Here is a 23867-nt window from a genome sequence, read left to right as displayed (position 1 = left end):
CTTCCCTTGCATGCCCCCCCCATTCCTCGTATGTACGAAGAGCTGACGGTTTAACTCCCGGTTGTGTCGCGTTCAGCCTCCCGGTGCAGCGCTCGTTCCCCCGACTATCTATCGGTGGATCCAGCGTTTTCCGGCCTCCCCTCTACAACCAGCGCAGCGCGCGGTTGCCCAGAGAGGCGGTCTTAGCCCAGGAGGTGTCCGGTCCCAGGTCCTTATCTCGCTCCCGGGGCGGCTTTAGACACTTCATGACCGATTATTCCGACCTTACGGGCGGAGTATGCGACAGCCGGTGACCGCGTCCTGCGGCGCGCCGGACGTCAGCAAAAGGCGGCGCCTTTGCCGCCAAGATGTTCAGACGGGCCGACGCTTGATGCGCCAGACTGTGATGCCGACCGAGACCCAGGTGGGAACTATGCCGATGCGAGGCCCAAGCCTCGCGCGTCGCCCCGCACTGACCTCGCGATCGGCACGGCGTTCAGGGCTGTGTTTCGGCCTTCCCCTCACCCCCGAATCAGGTGGACCGTTGCGTCACCCGGCTGCGCGATACGCGCTTGCCGCCACGCGCGCCGTCCGCCTCCATGAGCCTCCAAATGCCAAACAAAATGTTGATCGATGCGACTCACCCGGAAGAGACCCGGGTTGTCGTGGTTCGCGGCAATCGCGTCGAAGAGTTTGATTTCGAGACTGCGCAGCGCAAGCAGCTCCGCGGCAACATCTACCTCGCCAAGGTCACGCGCGTCGAACCGTCGCTGCAGGCCGCCTTCATCGAATACGGTGGCAACCGCCACGGCTTTCTCGCTTTCAGCGAAATTCATCCCGATTATTATCAGATCCCGGTCGCCGACCGTCAGGCGCTGATAGAGGCGGATGAACGCGCCCATCGCGAAGCTGAAGAAGAGACCGAAAACCGCTCCAATCGTAAGCGCTCACGTCATCGCAATTCCCGTCGCCGCGACCGTGGCGAACGGGTGCAGAGCGATGTTGTCGATACGACAGCGATCGATCCGTCGCAGGCCGAACAGCCGCGCGATCCGGCCTTCGAGGTCCATAGCCATGCCCATGATGACGGGCACCACGCTGCCGATCACGACCATCATGACCATGACGGTCACGAGCACACCCACGCGCATGAGCATACCGAAGGCGATCACGCGCACGACCATGATCACCACGATCATGCCCCCGCACCGGTCGCGTCCGAGACCGTCGCTGCTGAAGCCGCAACTCCCGAGGTCGTCGCTTCTGAGGTCGTTGCATCCGAGCCCGTAGCCGAACAGCCAGTTTCGGCAGGCTTCTCGTCTACTCCGGTCGAAGCAGTGGCGGAAACGCCGGCGCCAGTCGCGGCCGAAGCACACGACGATCATTCGCGCGATGAACAGATTCAGGCCGCTCACGCCGAAGAGAACGCGGCGCATGCCGAGGACGCTCATCATGAAGAGCGTGCCGAAAGCGAGCACACCGCTGCCGCTGACAGCGACGAACACGACGACGAGGAAGACGAAGAAGACGGCGAGGAAGAAGCCGAAGAGGATCAGGTCGAGTCCGTCGGCGGTGACGACGTTCTCGAGGAAGTCCCCGAGCGCGCCTTCCGCCCGCGTCGCCAGTACAAGATCCAGGAAGTCATCAAGCGTCGCCAGGTCATGCTGGTGCAGGTCGTCAAGGAAGAGCGCGGCAACAAGGGCGCTGCACTGACCACCTACCTGTCGCTTGCCGGCCGTTACGCCGTCTTGATGCCGAACACCGCCCGTGGCGGCGGCATCTCCCGCAAGATCACCTCGGCACAGGATCGTTCGCGTCTCAAGGAAGTGGTGTCGGACCTCGACGTGCCGGAAGGCATGGGGATCATCCTGCGCACCGCCGGTGCCTCGCGCACCAAGCCGGAAATCAAGCGCGACTTCGAATACCTGATCCGGATGTGGGAAACCGTCCGCGACATGACGCTGAAGTCGCAGGCCCCGACCCTCGTCTATGAAGAGGGGTCGCTGATCAAGCGCTCGCTGCGCGATCTCTACAATAAGGAAATCGACGAGATCCAGGTCGCCGGCGAAGCCGGCTATCAGGAAGCGCGCGACTTCATGCACATGCTGATGCCGAGCAACGTCCGCGCGGTGAAGCAGTATCGCGACGGCCAGCCGCTGTTCTCACGCATGGGCGTCGAGAGCCAGCTCGACGCGATGTTCTCGCCGACCGTGCAGCTCCGCTCCGGTGGCTACATCGTCATCAACCAGACCGAAGCCTTGGTTTCGATCGACGTGAACTCGGGCCGTTCGACCCGCGAGCATCACATCGAAGACACGGCGCTGAAGACCAATCTCGAGGCCGCCGAAGAAGTCGCCCGTCAGCTCCGTCTACGCGATCTCGCCGGCCTGATCGTGATCGACTTCATCGACATGGACGAGAAGCGCAACAACCGCGCTGTCGAACGCAAGATGAGCGACTGTCTGCGGCAGGATCGCGCACGTATCCAGGTCGGCCGCATCTCGCATTTTGGCCTGCTCGAAATGTCGCGCCAGCGCATCCGCGCCAGCGTGCTGGAAAGCTCCACGGATATCTGCCCGCATTGCGGTGGCAGCGGTCACGTCCGCTCGGTCTCGTCAGTAGCCCTGCAGTTGCTGCGCGGCCTCGAAGAAATCCTGATGAAGGGCGCCACGCATAACCTGATCGTGCGCACCCGCACCGATGTTGCGCTCTATGTGCTGAATCACAAACGTGGCCATCTGCGCGATCTCGAAAACAGCTTCAAGGTGACGCTCGCCGTCATCGCCGATCCGAATGTCAGTGGTCAGCAGTCCTTCGTGATCGACCGCGGCGAACAGGTGCATACGCTGGAAGCCGCCAAGGCGCTGCTCGCGGCGCAGGTCGCAGCCTTCCCGCCCCCGCTGGAAGAAGAACCATTCGACGACGAAGACCTGTTCGAGACGGAAGCCGAAATCGAAACCGAGGAGACCGAAGGTCTCACCGACGACGAGACCTCGGGTGAAAGCGCCGCTGGCGATGCAGATGGCGATGGCCGCAAGCGCAAGCGCCGTCGGCGCCGTCGTGGTCGTGCTGGCGAAGCCCGCGAAGGCGGCGCTCCCGGTCGTGAGGACAGCGAGTTCCAGAACGCTGCTGAAGGCGCAGTCGAAGGCAACGTCGAAACCGTTGGCGACGACAGCGAAGGTGAAGACGACGAGGCCGACGATCAGCCCCGTGAAGCCCGTGCCGACCAGCCGGCCGATGGCGAGCGTCGCCCGCGTCGCCGTGGCCGTCGCGGCGGACGCCGCCGGCGTGGTGGTAACGACGAAGGTCTGGCCGGATCGATCTCCGATGAACTCGGACCCACGCAGACCTCGGAAGCCAGCGATGCTGTGGCCGATCTGGAAGGTCAGGACACGCGTAACGAGGCACAGCCGAACCAGCACGCAGCTCCGGACGTCGAGACGTCCTATGTCGCGCCGCAGCCAGAGATCGAACAGAGCCGTCACGATGCCGTGCCGATGTTCGCTCCAGCCGCGCTCGAGCCGACGCCGGTCGCTCCTGCTCCGGCTGCGGTTCAGGAAGCCGCGCCTCAGGACGACGACAAGGCTGCAGCCCGCCGCCGTTCGACGGTCCGCGAGAAGGTCAACTTCGGCTCCTCGTCTCCGGAGCCGCAGCCCGCTGCAGCGCCCGTTGTCGCTGCGCCGGAGCCGGCACCTGCTCCCGTTGCCGCGCCTGCGGCGCCCGCCGCCGCAGCCGAAGTCCAGCCCCGCAAGGCTGGCTGGTGGTCGCGCGTCCTCGGCAACGACTAAGCGCTTTCAACGCAACAACGAAAAAGCCGCCCGGCAAACCGGGCGGCTTTTTTAGTGCCTTTGATGTGGTCGCAGATCAGTTAGTGGTAATCGCCGTTTCCACATCCGACGGATCGATCGTCTTGTTGAGATTGGCATGCATCGTGTCGTGATCGAGCTCGCCTTCCCACCACGACACGAACACCGTAGCAATGCCGTTGCCCGTGATGTTGGTGAGCGCGCGAACCTCGCTCATGAACTTGTCGATCGAGAACACGATCGCCATGCCGGGCACCAGACGCGGATCGACCACCGACAGCGTGGCTGCCAGCGTGATGAAGCCAGCGCCGGTGACGCCCGAGGCGCCTTTGGAGGTCAGCATCGCCACGATCAGGATCGTCACCTGCTGGCCGAACGACAGATCCACACCGAGCGCCTGGGCGATGAACAGCGTCGCCAGAGTCATGTAGATGTTGGTGCCGTCGAGGTTAAACGAATAGCCGGTCGGCACCACGAGGCCGACGACCGACTTCGAACAGCCCAGACGCTGCAGCTTCTCCATCAGCTGCGGCAACGCGCTTTCCGACGAAGAAGTGCCGAGCACGATCAAAAGCTCATCCTTGATGTAGACGATGAACTTGAAGATGTTGAAGCCGACGATGCGGGCAATGATGCCGAGCACGATCACCACGAACAGTGCTGCAGTCGCGTAGAACAGCACGATCAGGCTCAACAGGTTGGTGAGCGCCGCCGGGCCGAACTTGCCAATGGTGTAGGCCATCGCGCCGAATGCGCCGAGGGGGGCCGCCTTCATGACGATGGCGATCACGCCGAACACGGCATGCGATGTCTCATCAATCATGTCGCGCAGCCTGTGGCCGCGCTCGCCCAGCGCCATCAGCGCGAAACCGAACAGGATCGCGAACAACAGCACCTGCAGGATGTCGCCCTTGGCGAAGGCGCCGACGACGCTGTCGGGAATGATGTTGAGCACGAAATCGACCGACTTCGTTGCTTCGGCCTGTTTGACGTAGTTGGCGACTGCGCCCGCGCTGCCTTCGGTCTTGGTCACCAGGCCATGGCCGACCTGGAACAGGTTGCCCATCACAAGGCCAAGGATCAGCGCGAAGGTCGAGACGATCTCGAAATAGACCAACGCCTTGATGCCGACGCGGCCGACCTTCTTGGCGTCCTGGATATGGGCAATGCCAGATACCACGGTACAGAAGATGATCGGCGCGATGACCATCTTGATCAGCTTGATGAAGCCGTCGCCGAGCGCCTTGATCCATTCATTGGTGGCGAACTGAGGCTCCAGCCACCCAACCAGCACACCGATCACGATAGCGATCAGCACCTGAATATAGAGAACCTTGTACCAGGGCTTTTTGGCCGGAGCAGCTGCTCCCGGACTGGCCGTTGCCGTTACCGCAGACATTCCGCTTCAACTCCCTGAGCATTTTTACTGCCGCGGTCATTAGTCACATGGGCGGCCTCTTGCAAGCCGCCACGCGGAATTACTTGGGCGATTAACGAACAAATATCGCGCTAGGCGTTCAGCGATACCGGCGATCAACCATTCCGCGCAGGACGGGTACCAGGATCGCGCCCAATGTGTTCTTCACCAGCGCGCCCGCCAGGAACGGCATCACGCCCACCAGCCACGCTTTCTCGACGCCGAGCTTCATGCCGTAAGCCAGCCAGGCAAAGCCCATGGCCATGATCACGATGTGGCCGATAGCCATGGCAACGAACAGGCGAACCATCGAGCGATCCCATCCGCGTTCGCTGAACCAGCCGGTAATGAACGAAGCAACGACGAAGCCGGACAGGAAGCCGGCCGTGGCCCCTGTGAGCGGTTTGAGACCGCCAACGGGCCCGGCGAACACCGGCAATCCCAATGCGCCGACGGCGAGATAGGCGATGATCGTCAACGTGCCGAGGCGCCAGCCATAGACGGCGCCGATCATCAAAACGACCAGCGTCTGCAGGGTCATCGGCACATATGGCAGTGGCAGATTGATCTTCGCCGAAACCGCCAGCAACGCGACGCCAAAAGCTGCCAGCACCGCGGCACGGCGCGCAGCGGCAAGGCCCTCACCGCGGCTTGGCCACCACACACTGGCGATCGAGACGTGGCGCGGGTTCGAGACAGAGGAATCCATCGACAAGACAGGCTCCGTCACTTCGGGCCGCCCTGCCCGAGCCATTTGCTGATCCGCGCGACCGCCTCATGCATGTCTTCGGTCGAGCTCGCATAGGAGAAGCGAATATAGGACTTGCCGTGGATCGGATCGAAGTCGCTGCCGGGCGTTGCGGCGACATGCGCCTGTTCCAGCATCTGCTTGGCGAAATCGAAGCTGTCATTCGTGAATTTCGACACATCTGCATAGAGATAGAAGGCGCCATCGGCCGGCAGGAAGTCCGTGAGGCCGGCTTGCGGCAATCCTGCGGTCAGGATGCGGCGGTTCTCCTGATAGCCATGCTTGATGTCTTCCATCTGCGCATGACCGTCGAACGCCGCCTCTGCCGCAATCTGCGACAGCGTCGGCACCGAGATCGACAGGTTCTGCTGCAACCGCTCCATGGACCGCACCAGCGGCTTCGGCACAACCATCCAGCCGACGCGCCAGCCGGTCATGCAAAAGTATTTCGAGAACGAATTGATGACCAGCGCGTTCGGCGATAGCTCGGCCGCGGTCACTGCCGGGAATGCATAGTCGAGGCCGTGATAGATTTCGTCGGAGATGAAGCGAATGCCCGCATCATCGGCCGCGTGGATCAGGCTGGTCAGCGCTTCGCGCGACATCATGGTGCCGGTGGGATTGGCCGGGCTAGCGACCAGCACGCCCTTCAGCGGCTTTTCGCGATGCGCGGCGAGCAGATCCTTGGCGGTCAGGGCATGGCGTTTGTCGGCATGGGTCTCGATCAGCACCGGCTCGCAACCCAGTGCGGTGAGGATGTGCCGATACGGCGGATAGCCAGGCACGGTGACGGCGACGCGGTCGCAGGGCTCGAACAGGGCCAGGAAGGACAGAATGAACGCGCCGGAGGAGCCGGTGGTCACCACGATCTGCTCCGGATCGACCGTGCAGCCATAGACGTCGCGATAATGCCTGGAGATCCGCGCGCGCAGCGACGGCGTGCCAAGCGCAGCGGTATATTCAATCCGCCCGTGCGCCAGTGCGGCCTGCGCAGCCTCAATGGCCACCTTCGGCGCGGGCGCTGCCGGCTGCCCGACCTCCATGTGAATCACATGCCCGCCAGCCGCCTCGATCTGCGCCGCGGCGGCCATCACGTCCATCACCATGAACGGGGGAACGTCGCTGCGTCCGGACGCCGCAAGAAGGCTGTGTGCCCGGGCCTTGAGGATCGTATCTGGCATAAAAATCTGCTATCTGCGCGGCGTCGTGCACGTTACGGCATGGGAGCAACGCCGCGCTCCCGCCGCAATATTTGACTTGTTAGGGCTTATATCGAATCCGAACCCCGGCCAATGATGAAAGACCTGCCGCTGCAGCCAAAAAGGGCTGCATCTCGATTGTTCTCGAAGCTGACCACGCTGCTGACCGCGGCGGCATTGACGCTGACGCCGATGGCCGCCCATGCGCAGCAAGGCGGTGCCCCCCGCCTGCTGCGCGACGCTGAGATCGAACAGCTGCTGCGTGACTATACGCGCCCGATCCTGCGCGCCGCAGGCCTCGAAAAGCAGAACATCCAGATTGTCATCATCAACAACGCCAGCTTCAACGCCTTTGTCGCTGACGGTCGCCGCATCTTCGTCAATCACGGCGCGCTGATGCAGTCGCAGACGCCGAACCAGCTGATCGGCGTGCTCGCCCACGAGACTGGCCATCTCGCCGGCGGCCATCTGTCGAAGCTGCGCGAGCGCATGGCGCAGGCGCAGACCCAGATGATTGTGGCAATGCTGCTCGGCGTCGGCGCCATGGCGGCCGGCGCGCGCGGCGGCAACTCCAATGGCGCTGCCGGCAATATTGGTGCCGCAGCGGTCACCGCGCCGCAGGCAATGATGATGAATACGATGCTGTCCTATCAGCGCCAGCAGGAAGAAAACGCCGACCGTGCCGGTGTCAAATTCCTGAACCAGACCGGCCAGTCGTCCAAAGGCATGTATGAGACGTTCCAGCGCTTCGGCGCCGACAGTCTGTTCGCAGCGCGCGGAAGCGACCCGTATATGATGTCGCATCCGATGCCTCGGGAGCGCGTTGCCGCCCTTGAGGAGCTTGCGAAGTCGAGTCCCTATTGGGACAAGAAGGATGATCCGGCGCTCCTTCTGCGCCACGAATTAATGCGCGCCAAGACCGCCGGCTTCATGGAGCAACGCGACACGGTGCTGCGGCGCTATCCGCCATCCGACACCAGCCTGCCCGCGCAATATGCCCGCGCCATCGCCACCTATCGCCATGGCGATCTGCGCGTGGCCGTCGAGCAGATCGATGCGCTGATCAAGGTGCAGCCCAACAATCCATATTTCTACGAGTTGCGCGGCCAGGCGCTACTCGAAGGCGGCAAACCCAACGAGGCCATCGCGCCGCTACGCCGCGCGGTGCAGCTCTCCAACAACGCGCCGCTGATCGAGATGATGCTCGGCCAGGCGCTGGTCGCCTCCGACAACAAGGCCTACACCGACGAGGCGATCCGCATCCTGAAAACGGCCGTCGCGCGCGAAAACGAAGCGCCTGCCGGCTATATGCAGCTCGCCATGGCCTATGGCCGCAAGGGCGAACTCGCAGAGGCCGACCTTGCCTCGGCCCAGGCCGCCTTCCTGCGCGGCGACAACAAGACCGCCCGCGATCTGGCATCACGCGCCAAGGCACGGTTTGCAGTGGGGACGCCCGGCTGGGTGAAAGCCGATGACATCATCGCCGCGAAAATGCCGGGCAAGAACTAGCGCGACTCCCTCTGCAATGTTCTGCAACAAATGGCGGCTGATCCGTAATCTTTGGCAATCTAGCTGACAATTTGTCTCACTACGCATTGTCCCGAACTCTTGGGGGACATCTCGATGCGCACGAACACGATCAACCTCGTGTTGAAAATGATATGCCTGCACGCTCTGACAGCAACTGTCGCTGGATGCGCTACGGCCCAACTGGAGACATCAGGGTCTCTTGCCTCGTATAACGATCTCGCGCCGGCCGACGGCATCACCACCAAATCCAAGATGCGCGTCGACAAGGCCGGTGTCCTGGCGGCCAGGAGCGTCAGCATCGTACCCACGTCCTTCTCTCATGCCGCATCTCGAGCCGCCCTCACCGACAAGCAACGTCGCGTCATTGCGAATGCTGTCGACCGCTCGGTCTGCATCGGACTGAGTGACCGCTTCAACGTGGTCCCGTCGGGACAGCCCGCCGACCTGACGGTGCATGTCACCGTGACGCGTGTGACCGTCACCGATCCGAATGTCGCCGGAGCCGCCAAGGTTGCCTCCGCCGCACCGATGTTCATAAGCGCCGGATTTCCCATCGTCGTGCCCCGGATCCCCTACGGCATGGGCGGCCTCTCGGTTGAGGCGGAAGCCCGCGACGTACAAGGCCAGCAGAAAGCGGCATTCGTCTGGGCCCGCGATGCCGATATGTTGACGAGCACGCCGCGCGTTGCGGCATCCGGCGATGCCTACGATCTAGCGGGCGAGTTCGGCGCAGATTTCAGCAAGCTCCTCATTACCGGCGAAAATCCGTTCGACAAGAAGCTGTCCGCGCCCAGTATGCAGCGCGTGAATTCGGCCTTTGGAGGAAAGCCCAAATACGCCGCATGTGATGCTTTCGGGCGTACCGGCGTTTCCGCCTTCATCGGCGGGAAGATGGGAGCACCTCCCGAATGGAACGACGACGCGATGCCGGTGACGGAATGACCGGACATGCATGACAATGATTGCCGTCCCTCCGCCCAAGACAGCTATGCTACCACATTAGCAGCCACATTGAACGAACAACCGCCTGGAGCCGGATGCCGCCCAATGCAGACCATGTCTCACATCCTCATCGTCGATGACGATCTTGCAATACGAAAACTGCTGGGGCGCTATCTGACCGAACAAGGCTACCGCGTATCCATTGCCTCCGACCAGCGAACGATGAAGAAAGCGCTGCAGACCAACGAGGTCAGCCTGATCGTTCTCGATGTCCTGCTCCCCGATGGATCGGGGCTCGATATCTGCCGCGATCTTCGGCGGGAGGGCTCCGAGATACCCGTCATCTTGTTGACGGCGCTGAAGGAGGATGTCGACCGGATCATCGGCCTCGAAATCGGCGCAGACGACTATCTCGGAAAGCCGTTCAATCCGCGCGAGTTGCTCGCCCGCATCCGCGCAGTGCTTCGCCGCAAGGTGACGCAGGATATCCACCTCTCCCAGGTGCTCGAACATCACTTCGGCAGATTTAAACTCCATCCCGGCGCGCGACAGTTGCTGGACGAAAACGGGCAGCCGTTCGATCTCACGACAGCTGAATTTGAACTGTTGCTCGTACTCGTCAGACGGCCGGGCCGCCTGCTCTCCCGGGATCAACTGATCGAACTGACGAACCGCAGCTCCGACGACGTGTTCGATCGCTCGATCGATGTTTTGATGAGCCGGCTGCGCAAGAAGCTGGGCGACAACGACGACTTTCAATTGATCAAAACCGTGCGCAACGGCGGTTATATTTTCTCGGCACGCGTTGAAACCATTGGCGCAGACACATGAACTCGATCCGCTTTCGCGTTTCCCTGATGCTGGTCTGCTCGGTTCTTTGCGTGGTCATCTTGGCCAGCGCCGTGATGTCGAAGCTGGTCATCGACATCATCGAACAGAACGCCCGCGACGGGCTTTCAGATCGCGTTGCGGCTTTTTCCAACAGCATCACGTTCCAGGACAACAATGCCGTTTTTCATCTTCAATCCGCACCGGTGGAGGGAAAAACACTCGAAGAACCGACCGTCCTCATCAAAGACTCGTTTCGCAAGGCACGCAGCGGTTTCGAGAGTTTCGTCAAGCAGACGCCAGACGGCCGCAGATGGGTTTCCATCAAGATGGGACCGGGTTGGCTGAGCTGGCCGGTGCCGAACCACACGCCGCCTCCCACGGTCTGGTATGGCCTTGCCGGTTGGATGGCTTTGATTACTGTTGGCGTCATCGGTGTGGCGCTGGCGGTAGCCCATCAAACGACGAAGCAACTCAAGTTCCTGGAGACCATGGCCACGTCCGTGGGCAAGGATGGCATCCTCCCTGTCGTCAAGGAAGAGGGATCTGCCGAAATCAAGGCGACCGCCCGGGCCCTGAACATGATGGGTGCGAGCCTGAAAAAGGCGATGGACAGCAAGATCAGGCTGGTGGCTGCCGCCGGACATGATTTGCGGACTCCCATGACTCGCATGCGCCTTCGCGCTGAATTTCTCAACGAACAGGAGCGGGCCGAATGGCTGCACGACCTCGATGAGATGGATCGCATTGCCGATAGCGCCATTCAGCTTGTCCGGGAAGAAACAGTCGGAAAAGGCACGGAAGTCATCGAACTCAACGATCTCGTCAGAGATATTTGCGACGAGTTGATCCTCATCAAGATGCCGGTGACGGTTACTGAACTCGACCAAGCCAGCGTCAAGATCTCGCCACTCGCTCTCACACGGGCTTTGCGCAATCTCATCATCAACGCCGCAACCCATGGCGGCGGCGCTATCGTGAGCCTGCAAGCGCGCGATGGCTTTGCTGTCGTCATGATCGACGACAATGGTCCGGGTATTCCGGAGCAATTCCTGGCAAGCGCCTTCGAACCATTCTTTCGCGTCGACCCCGCCCGCCGCCAGCCAATTCCCGGCGCCGGGCTCGGCCTGGCCATCGCCAAGGAAATTGTCGAACGGCAGGGAGGCACGCTCCAGATCGAGAACCGGCAGCCTCACGGGTTGAGGCAGACGCTTTCCATTGAGATCGATATCGCGAACGTATCATCGGTCGCAGCCTGACCCACACACGCGCCATGCGACCACGCGATCAGCCTGACCACAAGATCATCGCGATCCCGAAGACGAGCAGCGGATAATACGCGATCTCCACGCTCAGGAACGCGATGTCTTTTGTGCGAGACCAGAGGCGCCGAACGATTATCCGTATTCGGGAGTCTTCCAGATACACTGTTGGAGCGATGCGACACATCTAGCTACCCTGCCCCTTCAACCCTTCCAGGTTCGATTGAAATCCACTGGCCGAACCGCCCTTGGCGCGACCGTAGGCATAGAGCTCTTTCATATAATCGGTATCGAAATTGATCGGATCGCTCGTGGTGAGCTTGCCCGCGTCGATGGCCGTTGCTTTGAAATCCCAGTTGTTGCGTTTGCAGAAATCATATGTCGCGATCATCGCATTGCGCGTATTGGCCTTCACCGAGGTCTGAAACGAGCGCGCTACGATCGAAAGCGTCAGATCCGATGTATAGGAGGCGTCGGGCGACAGCTTGCCGTTAACGATCACGAAGACCCGAGACTTCGTAGCCAGCGATCCCGCATGGGCCGTCAACACGCTTTCCGGCACAGCCAGAATATTCGACGTCACGCCGCCATCGACATGCATCTCGGAATACATGTTTCCGCCGGACTCGACGGCGATCAAGGCCGGCGGGAAAATCCCGGGGATAGCGGCTGACGCAGCGAGAACATTCCGGAACAACTCATAGCGGCCAGGACTATCGCTGCTTGCGATCTCCCCCATGTTCCAGAGCGTCGTCCCTTGGGTGTCGAGGTTCGTGGTGGCCACGATGAGCATCTTGCCCTTGCGATACCGTGCGCCGACCGCATCGATGATCCGATCATCGGCATATTTCGAGATGAGGTCTTTCATCGGCCCCGCCTTGAAGACGCCAGATCCGACAACGGCGTTGATCCCCGCGATACGCATCAGATTTTCAGTAGCGCCGCTGGTGAAGATCGCTTCGAGACGGCCGTCATAGCCCGGGCCGAGAAACGCGAATGGCGCAATCAGGGCGCCGACGCTGGAGCCGGTGACAACATCGAACTCGGGGCGCAGCCCGGAGTCGGACCAGCCCTTCAGGAATCCTGCGCCATAGGAGCCGTCAGCGCCGCCGCCGGACAAGGCAAGGATGGCGAGCGGTGCGGCACCGCGCCGCGATCCCGCAAAGATGCGATAGCCTTCGTCGGGCGATATCCTGGCCAACGGAATCTGCGGGATCGTCGCTCGCGCGCTTGCGATCAGCGGTGCACGCGGCAGCGACGCACAGGCCGACAGCAGCAGTGCCGTGCAAATGATGGGCAGCGTCGCGCGAGGCATCACACGCGCTCCGCAACGATCAAAGTAAATCTTGAGAATTGGGCCATGCAGGTTTCCATGTCCGGAAACTCTTGCACGTTTGATTTGCCATTTGTTTGCGCGTTTATTTCATTATGTTGCGCGCGGCGGCTGCAAACCGAATGCTACAATTCCATCCACACGTCCACGAATGGGAAGATGACCGAGTGCGCTGACCGTGAATGGCGGTGCCGAGGCAAAGCAATCCATCGCCGCCTTCGATGCGACAAAGCCGCCCTCTACACCACGACTGAGCTCTTCCAGCCGCGAGGCGGTGTTCATGACGTCGCCATTGAAGACGATCGCGCGTTTGACGTCGCCGATTTCGCCGATGATTACCGGCCCGAAATGCAGGCTGCCGCGAATGCGGGGCGCTGTGCCAAACTCGCGCTCAAACTGCCCCGCTTTGCGCGCCAGTTCGTCGCGCATGGCCATAAAACAGCGCAACGGACGGCAATCGACCGCACCGTCTCGCTTCGGCCAGGTCACGATCATTTCGTCGCCGACATAGGCGAGCACCTCGCCGCGATAGTCGACGACCGGGAGCGATAACAGGCGAAAAGTCCGATCGAGGAAACGATGGATACCGACGCCGCCAAGTTGCTCGGCCAGGCTGGTCGAGCCCGCAATATCCACGAACAGGACGAAACGCTCTTCCTCAACCGGCGCGTGATAGCGCCCGGTGAAGAAGTTCAGCAACGCGCGCCCGCCGACGAGGTTGGTGATTGCCAGAACCAGATTGAAGACGATGGAGACGACGACGGAGTAGACGAGGCTCGACCAGAACGTATCCTCCGCGATCTCGACCGTTCGCCCGATCAGCACATCCGCAAGCCGAAACCATTGCACTGCCAGAATCACTGCAGCATAGAACGCGCTCTTGATCAGGAGGTTCGCGGTGAATGAGCGACCGCTCAGCCAGTTCCGGATCGGACCATCGGCCACCATGATTTCGAAGCCGACCAGAACCGTGCTGATCACTAATCCAATGACGCACCCGGGCAGGATCGGCAGATCGTGGGTGGCACTGAACGCCACGCCCGCAACGCCGCCAGCGGCAACAATCGTCGCTAGGACCCTGAGTTTCCGTTCAAGTCTGGCGTTCATGATCCCTCCCACCGGTGCCGCCCCTGTCCCACATCGCCCGCGCGCGGCGATATGATATTTATCATTTTACAACCACTTTCGGTTTCTCGTCGCCAGCGGTCAGGTTCCGTTAACGGAACAGGTCGCATTTAGCGAGAATGGATGCGCTCATCGCGTCCGGCGGGGAGACCAATGCAGCTTGTAAATGACAGGACCGCGGGGAGCCGCGCCGTGCGCATGAGAAGCATCCGGCGATGAGCACCACGACCATCTTCTGGTTCACGCTCGCCAACTTCCTATCCTCGGGGCTCGTCTGGGCCTATGTGGCACATTGCTATCCGAATTTCGTCCCGGCACGCTACTGGAGCGTGGCCGCGCTGAGCGCCAGTTGCGGCCCTGCCCTCGGGCTGCTGTTTCCCAATCCCGCCGGCCTGGTGCTCGCGGCCCAGATGACGGTTCTCGGCTTCTGCCTGTCGGAAGCTGGCATCCGGCGCTTCTACGACCGACCGACATCCTGGATCACCTCCGCCGTGGTGGTGGCGTCGTGCCTGGCGGCCTTCCTGTTTTTTAGATTGGTCCTCGACAATTATGCAATGCGCGTCGTCGTCTATTCTCTGGGACAAGGCATTCCCGTTGCACTGACCTTGCCGCTGCTGTTGTCGCGCGACCATCCGCGCAGCAATCACGGCGCGCGGATGGCCGGCTATTTCTCGATCCTGTTGCTCGGTGCCTTCGCGCTCCGCGCAATCGCCGCATTACTTCATCTGGGCGGCAGCGAACCGACGATCGTGACGCTTGACGCAGTGCAGGCCGGCTTCATGCTGGCAGTGGCATTCCTCGCGATGACGTGGAATTACGGATTGCTGATGATGGCCATCGACCGCCTGCGCGGCGATGCTGCCGAACTGGCGTTGATCGACGACCTCACCGGTGCCGGCAATCGCAGGCGGCTTCTGCAGCGACTGGACGAGGAATGTGCGCTGGCCCGGCGTACGGTGCGGCCATTCACGCTGCTGGCTATCGACCTCGATGGCTTCAAGGCAGTCAATGACGGTTTCGGTCACAGCGCCGGCGATGACTGCCTGAGGCAGTTCGCGCAGGCCGCGCAAAGCCAGCTCCGCCCGGGCGATACGCTGGCCCGATGCGGGGGTGACGAATTCTGTATCGTGCTTCCCGACACCGACCTGCACCAGGCGGGCGAGATCGCGCGGCGCGTGCTGGCGGCCTGCCCGCGACAATTTGGCCATGGCGGACGCGCGGCGCGGACACTGTCAGCCTCTATCGGCGTTGCGCAGTGGTCCACCGACCTCGCTGCCTCCCCTGAACGATTGATGGCAGCCGCCGACCATGCGCTCTACCGGGCCAAACATGAGGGCAAGAACCGGGTCGTGCTCTACGAGCCCGCGCCACCGCTCGCGCCAGACCTCGACGACGACATCGAAGGCACCTCATTGCCGGCGCCCCATGCTTTGACTGCAATGACCGGACCGGATCATCATCATTCCGGCTTTTGAGGCCTCCGACACCACGATGAATTGCGCGTGACCGCCTTCACAAATAACGCGTATTTCGCCCTCAAAATGCTAAGCAGCTTCCCAAATGACACGTGGCTTTCTGACTCGGCCCTTTCCAAAGGATAATTTGCCCATGCCTTCGTTCCGTTTTCTCGCCTCCGCCGCCGTGGCTCTTGCGCTGTGTGGCGCGCCTGCGGTCGCATCGGCGCAGACGTTCAATGACGCCCAGCGCGGCGAGATCCAGAAGCTCATCAAGGATTACCTGATCACCCATCCGGAAATCCTCGAAGAGGTCTCGGCCGAGCTCACCAAGCGTCAGGCCCAGGCCGAAGCCGAGAAGCACCAGGCTGCAATCGCCGCGAATGCAAACACCATCTTCAACTCGCCGCGCGGTGTCGTCGTCGGCAACAAGGATGGCGACGTCACCTTCGTCGAATTCTTCGATTACAATTGCGGCTACTGCAAGCGCGCCATGGACGACATGGTCGGCATCATGAAGAGCGATCCGAAGCTCAAGGTCGTGCTGAAGGAATTCCCGGTGCTCGGGCCCGGCTCGGTTGAAGCCGCCCAGGTCGCGGTCGCCGTGCGCATGCAGGACCCGACCGGCAAGAAGTATCTCGACTTTCACCAGAAGCTGCTGAGCGGCCGCGGCCAGGCCGACAAGGCCCGCGCTATGGCTGCCGCGAAGGAAGCCGGTCTCGACGTTGCCAGACTGGAAAAGGACATGACCAGCCCGGAAGTGCGCGCCACCATCGAAGAGAACTTCAAGCTCGCGGAGTCCATGGGCATGAACGGCACGCCCAGCTACGTGATCGGCAAGCAGGTGGTGATCGGTGCCGTCGGCGCCGAAGCGTTGAAGGAGAAGATCAATCAGGCGCGCTGCGGCAAGGCGATCTGTTCATAAGTATTAATATCGGCGAGGTCGATTGATACCTCCACCTGATTTGAGACGAACATCGCGGAAATATGACAAACCGGCTGCATTGCAGCCGGTTTTTTATTTATCTTCTGCGGGCGTTCTGCGCGGTCGAACGCGCTCTGTGATAGAGTGAGACATCCCCAATGGTAAAAAGGATGCAGCGGACACTCCGCTTAAGTTCCCAATGTTGACCGATACCAAACAGGAGCAGCGGCTCCTGAAGATTTCCATTTACGTCACGCTTCTCATTTCGTTTGCCAGCATCGCTTTCGGGCTCGCCATCAGTTCGCGTGCCATCGCCTTCGACGGTTTCTACACGTTGATCGACGCAGCCATGACCGGCGTTGCATTGCTGACCGCACGACTGATCAGCAGAGGCGAAGACGACCGCTTCCAGTATGGCTACTGGCATCTCGAACCGCTCCTCGCGCTGATCAACGGCACGGTGCTCAGCTTCGCCTGCGCCTATGCCTTCATTGACGGTCTCAACGGGCTGATCACGGGTGGACGCGCCATCGAATTCGGCCCCGGCGCTATCTTCGCCGCGGTGGCGGGCGCCATCAGCTTCGGCATGAGCATCTATATCCGCCGCTCGGCCGGCGAACATGGCTCGCAACTGCTCGACATCGATGCCCGTGCCTGGCTGATGGGCGGCGTGCTCAGCCTCGCGGTCTGCATCAGCTTCCTGCTCGGAGCGGTGATGGCGAAGACTCCAGCAGCGGCCTATGCGCCGCTGGTCGATCCACTGATCCTGCTGGTGGTTGCGATCTGCCTGCTGCCGTTTCCGCTCTCGACGATCTGGAATGCCGGCCGCGACATCCTGCAGGTCGCGCCAAGCGATCTCGACGAAGAGGTTCGCGAACTCGCGCAATCGATCGCGCATAAACATGGCTTCAGCGACTACAGCTCGCATGTGATGCGCTCCGGCCGCCAGCAATTCATTGAAATCGGGCTGGTCGCGCCATCCGGCGAGATCAGCAAGACTTTCGCCGAACTCGACGCCATCCGTGCCGAAATCGCGCTGGCCATGGGCGGTCTCAGCCCGGGTTACTGGCTGACGGTCGATTTCACCGCCGACAAGCGCTGGGTGTAAGTCACGCCCGCGCCTTGCGCTTGGTACGCCAGACAATGCCGACGGCGAGTAGCACCGCGCCCAGCGTGATCGCGCCGGCGCGGAGCCGGCCGCCGGGACGATCGATATAAAGCGAGCGCAGCGAAGGCGCCTCTCCGTCGCGCGCAAGACGAAATGCCACGACGCTGTCGCCGATCGAGGTGCCGGATTCGGAATGGCCACCGGCGGCGATGACCACATACTGCTCTCCACCGATGGCGTAAGTCATGGGATTAGCGATGCCAGGCACCGGCAGCCGCCCCTGCCAGAGTTCAGTGCCGGTCTTCGCATCATACGCACGCAGGTACGCATCCATCGCGCCGGTGAAGATCACGCCGCCACGCGTCACAAGCAGGCCGTTGACCAGCGGCGTGCCGGTGGCCAGTGCGAGACCGAGCGGCGCGATATCCTCTGTCGTGCCGACCTTCGATTCCCAGAGCACGTTGCCGGCCTTGAGGTCCACCGCAACCATGGCACCCCAGGGCGGCTTGTTACAGGGCATGCCGAGCGGCGACGCCACCAGCGCCCGCGTCATGGCAAAGGGCGCGCCGCGCTGTACACCGAAATCGGTACCGGCTGGCGGCTTGTAATTCTGCGCCTCGGCGCGCGGGATCAACGTGACCCGCTGCACGGCGCGACTCGTATTGGCGTAGAGCACCTGCCGGACGGGATCGAATGCAACGCCGCCCCAATTGACGCCGCCGCCGGTCATCGGAAACAGCAGCGTACCGGCACCCGTTGCAGGCGGCGTGTAGAGACCCTCATTGCGCCCACTGGCCAGCGCATCCCGGCACTTATCGCGATCCCAGAACGTCACACCAAATGCATCATCCGGCGTAACGCGTTGCGGCACCAGTGTCGGAAGGTGCGTGGGGAACGGCTGAGTCCGCGCCAGCGCTTCGCCCTCAACGCCGCCTTGCGGAACGGTCCTCTCCTCCACCGGCCAGATCGGCGCGCCGCTGGTGCGATCCAGCACGAACAGAAAGCCTTGCTTGGTGGCCTGGATGACGACGTCGCGCGGACCGCTTGCCAGATCGATACGGGCCAGCGTCGGCTGCGCCGGCACATCATAATCCCACACGTCGTGATGCACGGTCTGGAACGACCACACCAGTTCACCGGTATCGATCTTCAGCGCTACCACCGAATTGGCATGGGCATTGTTGCCGGGCCGCCTGCCGCCCCAGAAATCCGGACTGGGTGACGACGTCGGGAGGAACAACAATCCGCGTTCGTCATCCACCGACATCGGCGCCCAGACATTGGCGTGGCCGGCTTCGATACCGTCATGAACTAGCGGATCCCACGACCATCGCGGCGCGCCGCTGCGCACATCGAACACGCGGACAGTTCCCTTGGGCGCACTCACACGCCGATTGTCAGCGAGTGCAGAACCGACCACCACGACATTGCGCCCAACCACCGGCGGCGATGTGATCTGAAATTCACCTGGGCCGTCAAGCGGCATTCCCGGGTCGAGCTTGACCTCACCCTGCGCGCCGAAGTCGGCGCATGGCAGTCCCGTCGCGGCATCCAGCGCAACGATACGGGCATCGTTGGTACCCATGAAGATGCGGCTGCGACAGGTCGCGCCGGATGCTGCGCGATCGTCACGCCAGTAAGTCACGCCGCGGCAGACCCAGCGGTTGGCGGGACGCACATCCGCCGCGACGCGCGGATCGAAACGCCACTTTTGCCGGCCGCTCAAGGGATCGAGCGCGATTACCTCGTTGAACGGCGTGCAAAAGATCAGGCTGTTATCGACGAACAACGGCGTCGCTTCGAATTTGGTGCGCGCCATCTGCGCAGGTGTGCGACGCAGGAGATCGCCAGTCTGAAAGCGCCAGGCCTCGACCAGGTGGCCAACATTGTCAGGGGTGATCTGGTTCAGAGGCGCAAAGCGGGAGCCACCACGATCGCCGCCCCAGTGCTCCCATCCGAGCGCCGGCGCAGCCGATAGGACTACGAGCGCCAATATCACCGCACCCCAGTTCTTCATCGACGCATAGCTCCGCAGAACCTGACTAGCGTGATGCAATGTTAGTCGATGCACCCGCCCTGTCCATGTTGAACACGCAACAAAAACGCCAGCTGCGTAACAGCCGGCTTTATGGAATTGCGTCATTGTTCAGCGGTGTTTACGCGCGACGTCCGATCCTTACGCTACGTCCTGGACCGTCGCCTCATCTTCATCCGGTCGCGGCTCGAAGTGCGGCAGCTTGTTTGCCGTATTTTCCAGCATGTCGGCGACAAAATCCGACATCGAATTCTCGATCGGCGCTGCGTCCGCGATCTTCTCAACGATCATTTCGACAAAAGCTGTCATGGCAATTTCCCTATTCGATGGTGCAATACACGCGCCGCCATTTCGTTCCGGGCATAGGCCTCCCTCTTTCGATTTCCGACTCAGGAACATCCCCAACACTGGCGGATTTTCCCTGTCACGGAGGATGAAGGAAACGCTATGCCAAAATATCATTTCGAGATCGTCGATGGCTTCCGGCTCGAGGATCCCGTAGGTCTCCAATGTGCCAACGATGCACAGGCCAAAGATATGGCCAAAAACATTGCTCACCAAATCGCCGTTGATATAGCCGGACACAGCGCTCGTAACGTCGTGGTCCTCAATGATAATGGCGATGAAGTCTACAAGACAAACATCAAGCCCTGACGGTGTGCCATGTATCTTGCTCACAACAAAAGCACGGGAACTATCTTTCTCAGGAACCTCCATCGTTCGCTGCCGTTGTACGGCGGGCAATGCATCGCGAGGAGAACCAAGATGAACAACCGTTTATTGATGAGCGTCGCCGCTGTTGCACTAATCGCAGGTTCGGGTTTCGCTAGCGCGCAAAATCCCGGCGGCACAGGAGCCGCACCGTCGGGTGGTGGAGCAGGAATGAGCCGTGAAGCACCGGCTGGCGGTGCTGCGCGTAGCGGCGCAACGAGTGCGCCCGCAGGCGGCGCATCTGCCGATCGTGCTGCGCCGGCAGAACGTAACGCCCCCGTCAACAAGGACGAAGCGACCGATACCACCAACAAGTCCGAGCAGAAGCCGACGGTGAAGTCGACGCAGTCCGACGACAAGATGCAACGTGATGACAAGCGTACGACCGACTCGACCCGCGATAGTGGAAAAGCCGGCAAGGACATGAAGGCCGATACCAAGTCGACCGACTCCAAGTCGGGTGCCGACACCAAGTCGACATCGACGGAGACTAAGTCAACCACGACCACCGGTCAGGCCGGCGCGGGCGCCAAGCTCACGACCGAGCAGCGCACCAAGGTGACGACTGTGATCAAGCAGCAGAATATCCAGCCCGTAACCAATGTGAACTTCTCGATCTCGGTCGGCACCCGCGTGCCGCGTGAAGTCCGCTTCCACCCGCTTCCGGCAGAGATCATCACCGTCTATCCGGATTGGCGCGGCTATGAGTTCTTCCTGGTTCGCAACGAGATCATCGTCGTAAACCCGCGGACACTCGAAATCGTCGCAGTGCTGGATGCCTAAGGCGGCGCATCTGATGTGACACCCGGGCGGGCTCGAAAGGGTCCGCCCGTTTGCTATCCGGCACGCTCCGCTCCTGTCGTGAGTCGGCAGATTGCCGGAAATGGCGCCAGCGGCTTTAACCTTGGTTAATAAGCGTTTTCCATAGGTTCCACCGGGCTTTTTATGAATTGGGTGAGGTATTTGGCTGGGGGAACCGGGGGTCTAGAGGCTTCCCCTCCGCAATCAGGTTACCTATAACCCCCGCAGAACGGCGCCGCCCGCGCCCATTGCGATTGCCCGGGATGTCCGATGGCCAATACCACGACCAACACCATCTACGTGCTCAACGGCCCCAACCTCAACCTGCTCGGAATCCGCGAGCCGGACACCTACGGCCATGCGACCCTGGCCGATGTCGAAAAGCTGTGCGTCGCCGCTGCCGCGCAATATGGTCTGACCGCAGATTGCCGGCAGTCCAACAGCGAAAGCGACTTGATCGGTTACATCCATGAGGCCCGCGAGAAACACGTGGCCGGCATCGTGATCAATGGCGGCGCTTACTCGCACACCTCGATCGCCCTGCACGACGCCATCGTCGGCGTGCGCATTCCAACTGTGGAAGTGCATGTCAGCAACGTCTACACCCGCGAAAGCTTCCGCCACCATTCCTTCATCGCCAAGGCCGCCTTTGCCAGTCTGTGTGGCTTCGGTATCGAGGGCTATCGCCTTGCCATCAGCGGCCTCGCCGCAAAAATCGGCGCCAACGCCATCGCGTAACGCGCCTGCTTCGCTCTTTATTCGTCTTTCACTTCAGACATTGGATTGCCCATGGCCCGCAAGCCTGACGACACACAGACGCCGCAAGCAAGCAACGACAGCGGCATGATCCGCGAACTGGCGCTGCTGCTGGATGAAACCAACCTCACCGAGATCGAGGTCGAGCGCGCCGGTCTGCGCGTGCGCGTCGCGCGCAACATCAGCGTTGCTGCCGCAGTACCCGCTTACGCACAGGCCCCTGCTGCAGGCCCCGCGCCTGTCGCCGTGGTCGCTGCTGCCGCACCGGCCGCCGCCGACATGACCAAGCATCCTGGCGCCGTGCCCTCGCCGATGGTTGGCACCGTCTATCGCGCTCCGGAACCTGGCAAGCCGGCCTTCATCGAGGTCGGTACCAAGGTCGCCGCCGGTCAGACACTGGTCATCATCGAGGCGATGAAGACCATGAACCAGATCCCGGCGCCGCGGGCCGGTACCGTGACGCAGATCCTGATCGAAGACGGCTCGCCGGTCGAATACGGTGAAGCACTGGTCATCATCGAGTAACACCACAACGTCCTCTGACTTCGGAACGCCATGTTCGAGAAAATCCTGATCGCCAACCGCGGCGAGATCGCGTTGCGCATCCTGCGGGCCTGCAAGGAGCTCGGTATCGCGACCGTGGCCGTGCATTCGACTGCGGATGCCGACGCCATGCATGTGCGCCTCGCCGACGAGAGCGTTTGCATCGGCCCGCCGGCGTCGAAAGACAGCTACCTCAACATCCCGTCGTTGCTCGCCGCCTGCGAGATCACCGGCGCCGATGCGGTGCATCCCGGTTACGGCTTCCTGTCCGAGAATGCGCGGTTCGCCGAGATACTCGCCGACCATAATCTGAAGTTCATCGGCCCCAAGGCCGAGCATATCCGCCTGATGGGCGACAAGATCGAGGCCAAGAAGACGGCCAAGCGGCTCGGCATCCCCGTCGTGCCCGGCTCGGACGGCGGCGTCGGCCCTGAAGACGACGCTATTGCGATCGCCCGCGAGATCGGCTTCCCGGTCCTCGTCAAGGCCGCCGCCGGCGGTGGTGGCCGCGGCATGAAGGTCGCGCAGACCGAAGCCGATTTGTTGATGGCGCTGTCCACTGCCTCGAACGAAGCGAAGGCTGCGTTCGGCGACGCATCGGTCTATCTCGAAAAGTATCTGACCAAGCCGCGCCACATCGAAATCCAGGTACTGGGCGATGGTCGCGGCGGTGCGCTACATCTTGGCGAGCGCGATTGTTCGCTGCAACGCCGTCACCAGAAAGTCTGGGAAGAAGGCCCTTCGCCAATCCTGTCACCGGAAGCGCGCGCCAGGATCGGCGGCATCTGCGCCAAGGCGATGCAGGACATGCAGTATCTCGGCGTCGGCACCATCGAATTCCTCCATGAGGACGGCGAGTTTTATTTCATCGAAATGAACACCCGCATCCAGGTCGAACATCCGGTCACTGAGATGATCACCGACATCGATCTCGTGCTGGAGCAGATCCGTATCGCCGCCGGCGGCGACCTGCCTTGCACGCAGGATGAGGTCAACATCATCGGCCATTCCATTGAGTGCCGCATCAATGCTGAGAACCCGGAGACCTTCCGGCCCTCACCCGGCACGATCACCCAGTATCACGCCCCCGGCGGCCTCGGCGTCCGCATCGATTCCGCGGTCTACCAAGGCTACAAAATCCCCCCGTACTACGACTCGCTGGTCGGCAAGCTGATCGTTCACGGCAAGAATCGGCCGGAATGCCTGATGCGGCTGCGACGGGCCCTGGACGAGATCGTGGTGGACGGCGTCGAGACGACCCTGCCGCTGTTCCGGGCCTTGGCCCGGGAAAGCGACATTATCGAGGGCGATTATCACATCCACTGGCTGGAACAGTATCTGGCTGGCAAGCCTGCCAAGACCTGA

Annotated in this window: 19 protein-coding genes; 12 read left to right on the top strand and 7 right to left on the bottom strand. The window is 61.7% G+C overall.

Going from position 1 to position 23867, the window contains the following annotated elements; translation table 11 throughout:
* Nucleotides 1-590: 590 nt before the first annotated feature.
* Complete coding sequence (locus AB8A33_RS12070; protein WP_439092983.1) at nucleotides 591-3767, top strand: Rne/Rng family ribonuclease; 3177 nt, start codon at nucleotides 591-593, stop codon at nucleotides 3765-3767.
* A gap of 76 nt (nucleotides 3768-3843) precedes the next feature.
* On the opposite strand, the gene AB8A33_RS12065 is transcribed toward AB8A33_RS12070, so the two are convergent.
* From AB8A33_RS12065 to AB8A33_RS12055, 3 genes are all read right to left on the bottom strand, one after another.
* Nucleotides 3844-5184 (bottom strand): dicarboxylate/amino acid:cation symporter, encoded by a 1341-nt coding sequence (locus AB8A33_RS12065; protein WP_439092982.1) that lies wholly within the window; start codon nucleotides 5182-5184, stop codon nucleotides 3844-3846.
* A 118-nt stretch (nucleotides 5185-5302) separates the two neighbouring features.
* The gene (locus AB8A33_RS12060) at nucleotides 5303-5911 is read right to left on the bottom strand and encodes a biotin transporter BioY (protein WP_439092980.1); all 609 of its coding nucleotides are present in this window, start codon (nucleotides 5909-5911) and stop codon (nucleotides 5303-5305) included.
* A gap of 17 nt (nucleotides 5912-5928) precedes the next feature.
* Nucleotides 5929-7131, bottom strand: a complete 1203-nt coding sequence (locus tag AB8A33_RS12055; RefSeq protein ID WP_439092979.1) for a pyridoxal phosphate-dependent aminotransferase — start codon at nucleotides 7129-7131, stop codon at nucleotides 5929-5931.
* 111 nt (nucleotides 7132-7242) lie between these two features.
* Here AB8A33_RS12055 and AB8A33_RS12050 point away from each other — a divergent pair, with 111 nt between their 5' ends.
* From AB8A33_RS12050 to AB8A33_RS12035, 4 genes are all read left to right on the top strand, one after another.
* Nucleotides 7243-8658 (top strand): M48 family metalloprotease, encoded by a 1416-nt coding sequence (locus tag AB8A33_RS12050; RefSeq protein WP_439092978.1) that lies wholly within the window; start codon nucleotides 7243-7245, stop codon nucleotides 8656-8658.
* Between the two features lie 114 nt (nucleotides 8659-8772).
* Nucleotides 8773-9621 (top strand): DUF3313 family protein, encoded by an 849-nt coding sequence (locus tag AB8A33_RS12045; protein ID WP_439092976.1) that lies wholly within the window; start codon nucleotides 8773-8775, stop codon nucleotides 9619-9621.
* 6 nt (nucleotides 9622-9627) lie between these two features.
* Nucleotides 9628-10452, top strand: a complete 825-nt coding sequence (locus tag AB8A33_RS12040) for a response regulator (protein WP_439092975.1) — start codon at nucleotides 9628-9630, stop codon at nucleotides 10450-10452.
* A complete protein-coding gene (locus AB8A33_RS12035; protein ID WP_439092974.1) occupies nucleotides 10449-11708 on the top strand; it encodes an ATP-binding protein in 1260 nt (419 codons plus the stop codon). Before AB8A33_RS12040 ends, AB8A33_RS12035 begins: the two co-directional genes overlap by 4 nt.
* 190 nt (nucleotides 11709-11898) lie before the next feature.
* On the opposite strand, the gene AB8A33_RS12030 is transcribed toward AB8A33_RS12035, so the two are convergent.
* Nucleotides 11899-13026, bottom strand: coding sequence for a patatin-like phospholipase family protein (locus AB8A33_RS12030; RefSeq protein WP_439092973.1), 1128 nt, complete (start codon nucleotides 13024-13026; stop codon nucleotides 11899-11901).
* A gap of 111 nt (nucleotides 13027-13137) precedes the next feature.
* Nucleotides 13138-14151: an adenylate/guanylate cyclase domain-containing protein gene (locus AB8A33_RS12025; RefSeq protein ID WP_439092971.1), complete on the bottom strand. Its 1014-nt coding sequence runs from the start codon at nucleotides 14149-14151 to the stop codon at nucleotides 13138-13140.
* A gap of 233 nt (nucleotides 14152-14384) precedes the next feature.
* Between AB8A33_RS12025 and AB8A33_RS12020 the strand changes: the two genes are divergently transcribed.
* From AB8A33_RS12020 to AB8A33_RS12010, 3 genes are all read left to right on the top strand, one after another.
* A complete protein-coding gene (locus AB8A33_RS12020; protein ID WP_439092970.1) occupies nucleotides 14385-15644 on the top strand; it encodes a GGDEF domain-containing protein in 1260 nt (419 codons plus the stop codon).
* Nucleotides 15645-15777: 133 nt separating this feature from the next.
* Nucleotides 15778-16548 (top strand): DsbA family protein, encoded by a 771-nt coding sequence (locus tag AB8A33_RS12015; protein ID WP_439092968.1) that lies wholly within the window; start codon nucleotides 15778-15780, stop codon nucleotides 16546-16548.
* A gap of 199 nt (nucleotides 16549-16747) precedes the next feature.
* Entirely contained in the window at nucleotides 16748-17656 is a 909-nt protein-coding gene (locus AB8A33_RS12010; RefSeq protein WP_439092967.1) for a cation diffusion facilitator family transporter, read from the top strand.
* A gap of 1 nt (nucleotide 17657) precedes the next feature.
* On the opposite strand, the gene AB8A33_RS12005 is transcribed toward AB8A33_RS12010, so the two are convergent.
* Both AB8A33_RS12005 and AB8A33_RS12000 read right to left on the bottom strand, forming a co-directional pair.
* On the bottom strand, nucleotides 17658-19673 hold the full coding sequence (locus AB8A33_RS12005) for a pyrroloquinoline quinone-dependent dehydrogenase (RefSeq protein ID WP_439092966.1): 2016 nt from the start codon (nucleotides 19671-19673) through the stop codon (nucleotides 17658-17660).
* A 159-nt stretch (nucleotides 19674-19832) separates the two neighbouring features.
* A complete protein-coding gene (locus AB8A33_RS12000) occupies nucleotides 19833-20408 on the bottom strand; it encodes a hypothetical protein (protein ID WP_439092964.1) in 576 nt (191 codons plus the stop codon).
* 48 nt (nucleotides 20409-20456) lie between these two features.
* On the opposite strand from AB8A33_RS12000, the gene AB8A33_RS11995 reads away from it, so the two are divergent.
* The 4 genes from AB8A33_RS11995 (at nucleotide 20457) to accC (ending at nucleotide 23867) form a co-directional block, all read left to right on the top strand.
* Entirely contained in the window at nucleotides 20457-21185 is a 729-nt protein-coding gene (locus tag AB8A33_RS11995; RefSeq protein WP_439092963.1) for a DUF1236 domain-containing protein, read from the top strand.
* A gap of 288 nt (nucleotides 21186-21473) precedes the next feature.
* On the top strand, nucleotides 21474-21941 hold the full coding sequence (gene aroQ / locus AB8A33_RS11990; RefSeq protein ID WP_439092961.1) for a type II 3-dehydroquinate dehydratase: 468 nt from the start codon (nucleotides 21474-21476) through the stop codon (nucleotides 21939-21941).
* 51 nt (nucleotides 21942-21992) lie between these two features.
* Nucleotides 21993-22484 carry an acetyl-CoA carboxylase biotin carboxyl carrier protein gene (gene accB / locus AB8A33_RS11985; RefSeq protein ID WP_439092960.1) on the top strand — a complete coding sequence of 164 codons (492 nt, stop codon included), beginning with the start codon at nucleotides 21993-21995 and terminating at the stop codon, nucleotides 22482-22484.
* A gap of 30 nt (nucleotides 22485-22514) precedes the next feature.
* On the top strand, nucleotides 22515-23867 hold the full coding sequence (gene accC / locus AB8A33_RS11980; RefSeq protein ID WP_439092959.1) for an acetyl-CoA carboxylase biotin carboxylase subunit: 1353 nt from the start codon (nucleotides 22515-22517) through the stop codon (nucleotides 23865-23867).

Source organism: Tardiphaga sp. 813_E8_N1_3 (assembly GCF_051811025.1).
Lineage (GTDB): Bacteria > Pseudomonadota > Alphaproteobacteria > Rhizobiales > Xanthobacteraceae > Tardiphaga.
The sequence above is the reverse complement of the archived record's forward strand: the minus strand, read 5'-3'. Positions and strand labels throughout refer to the sequence as shown.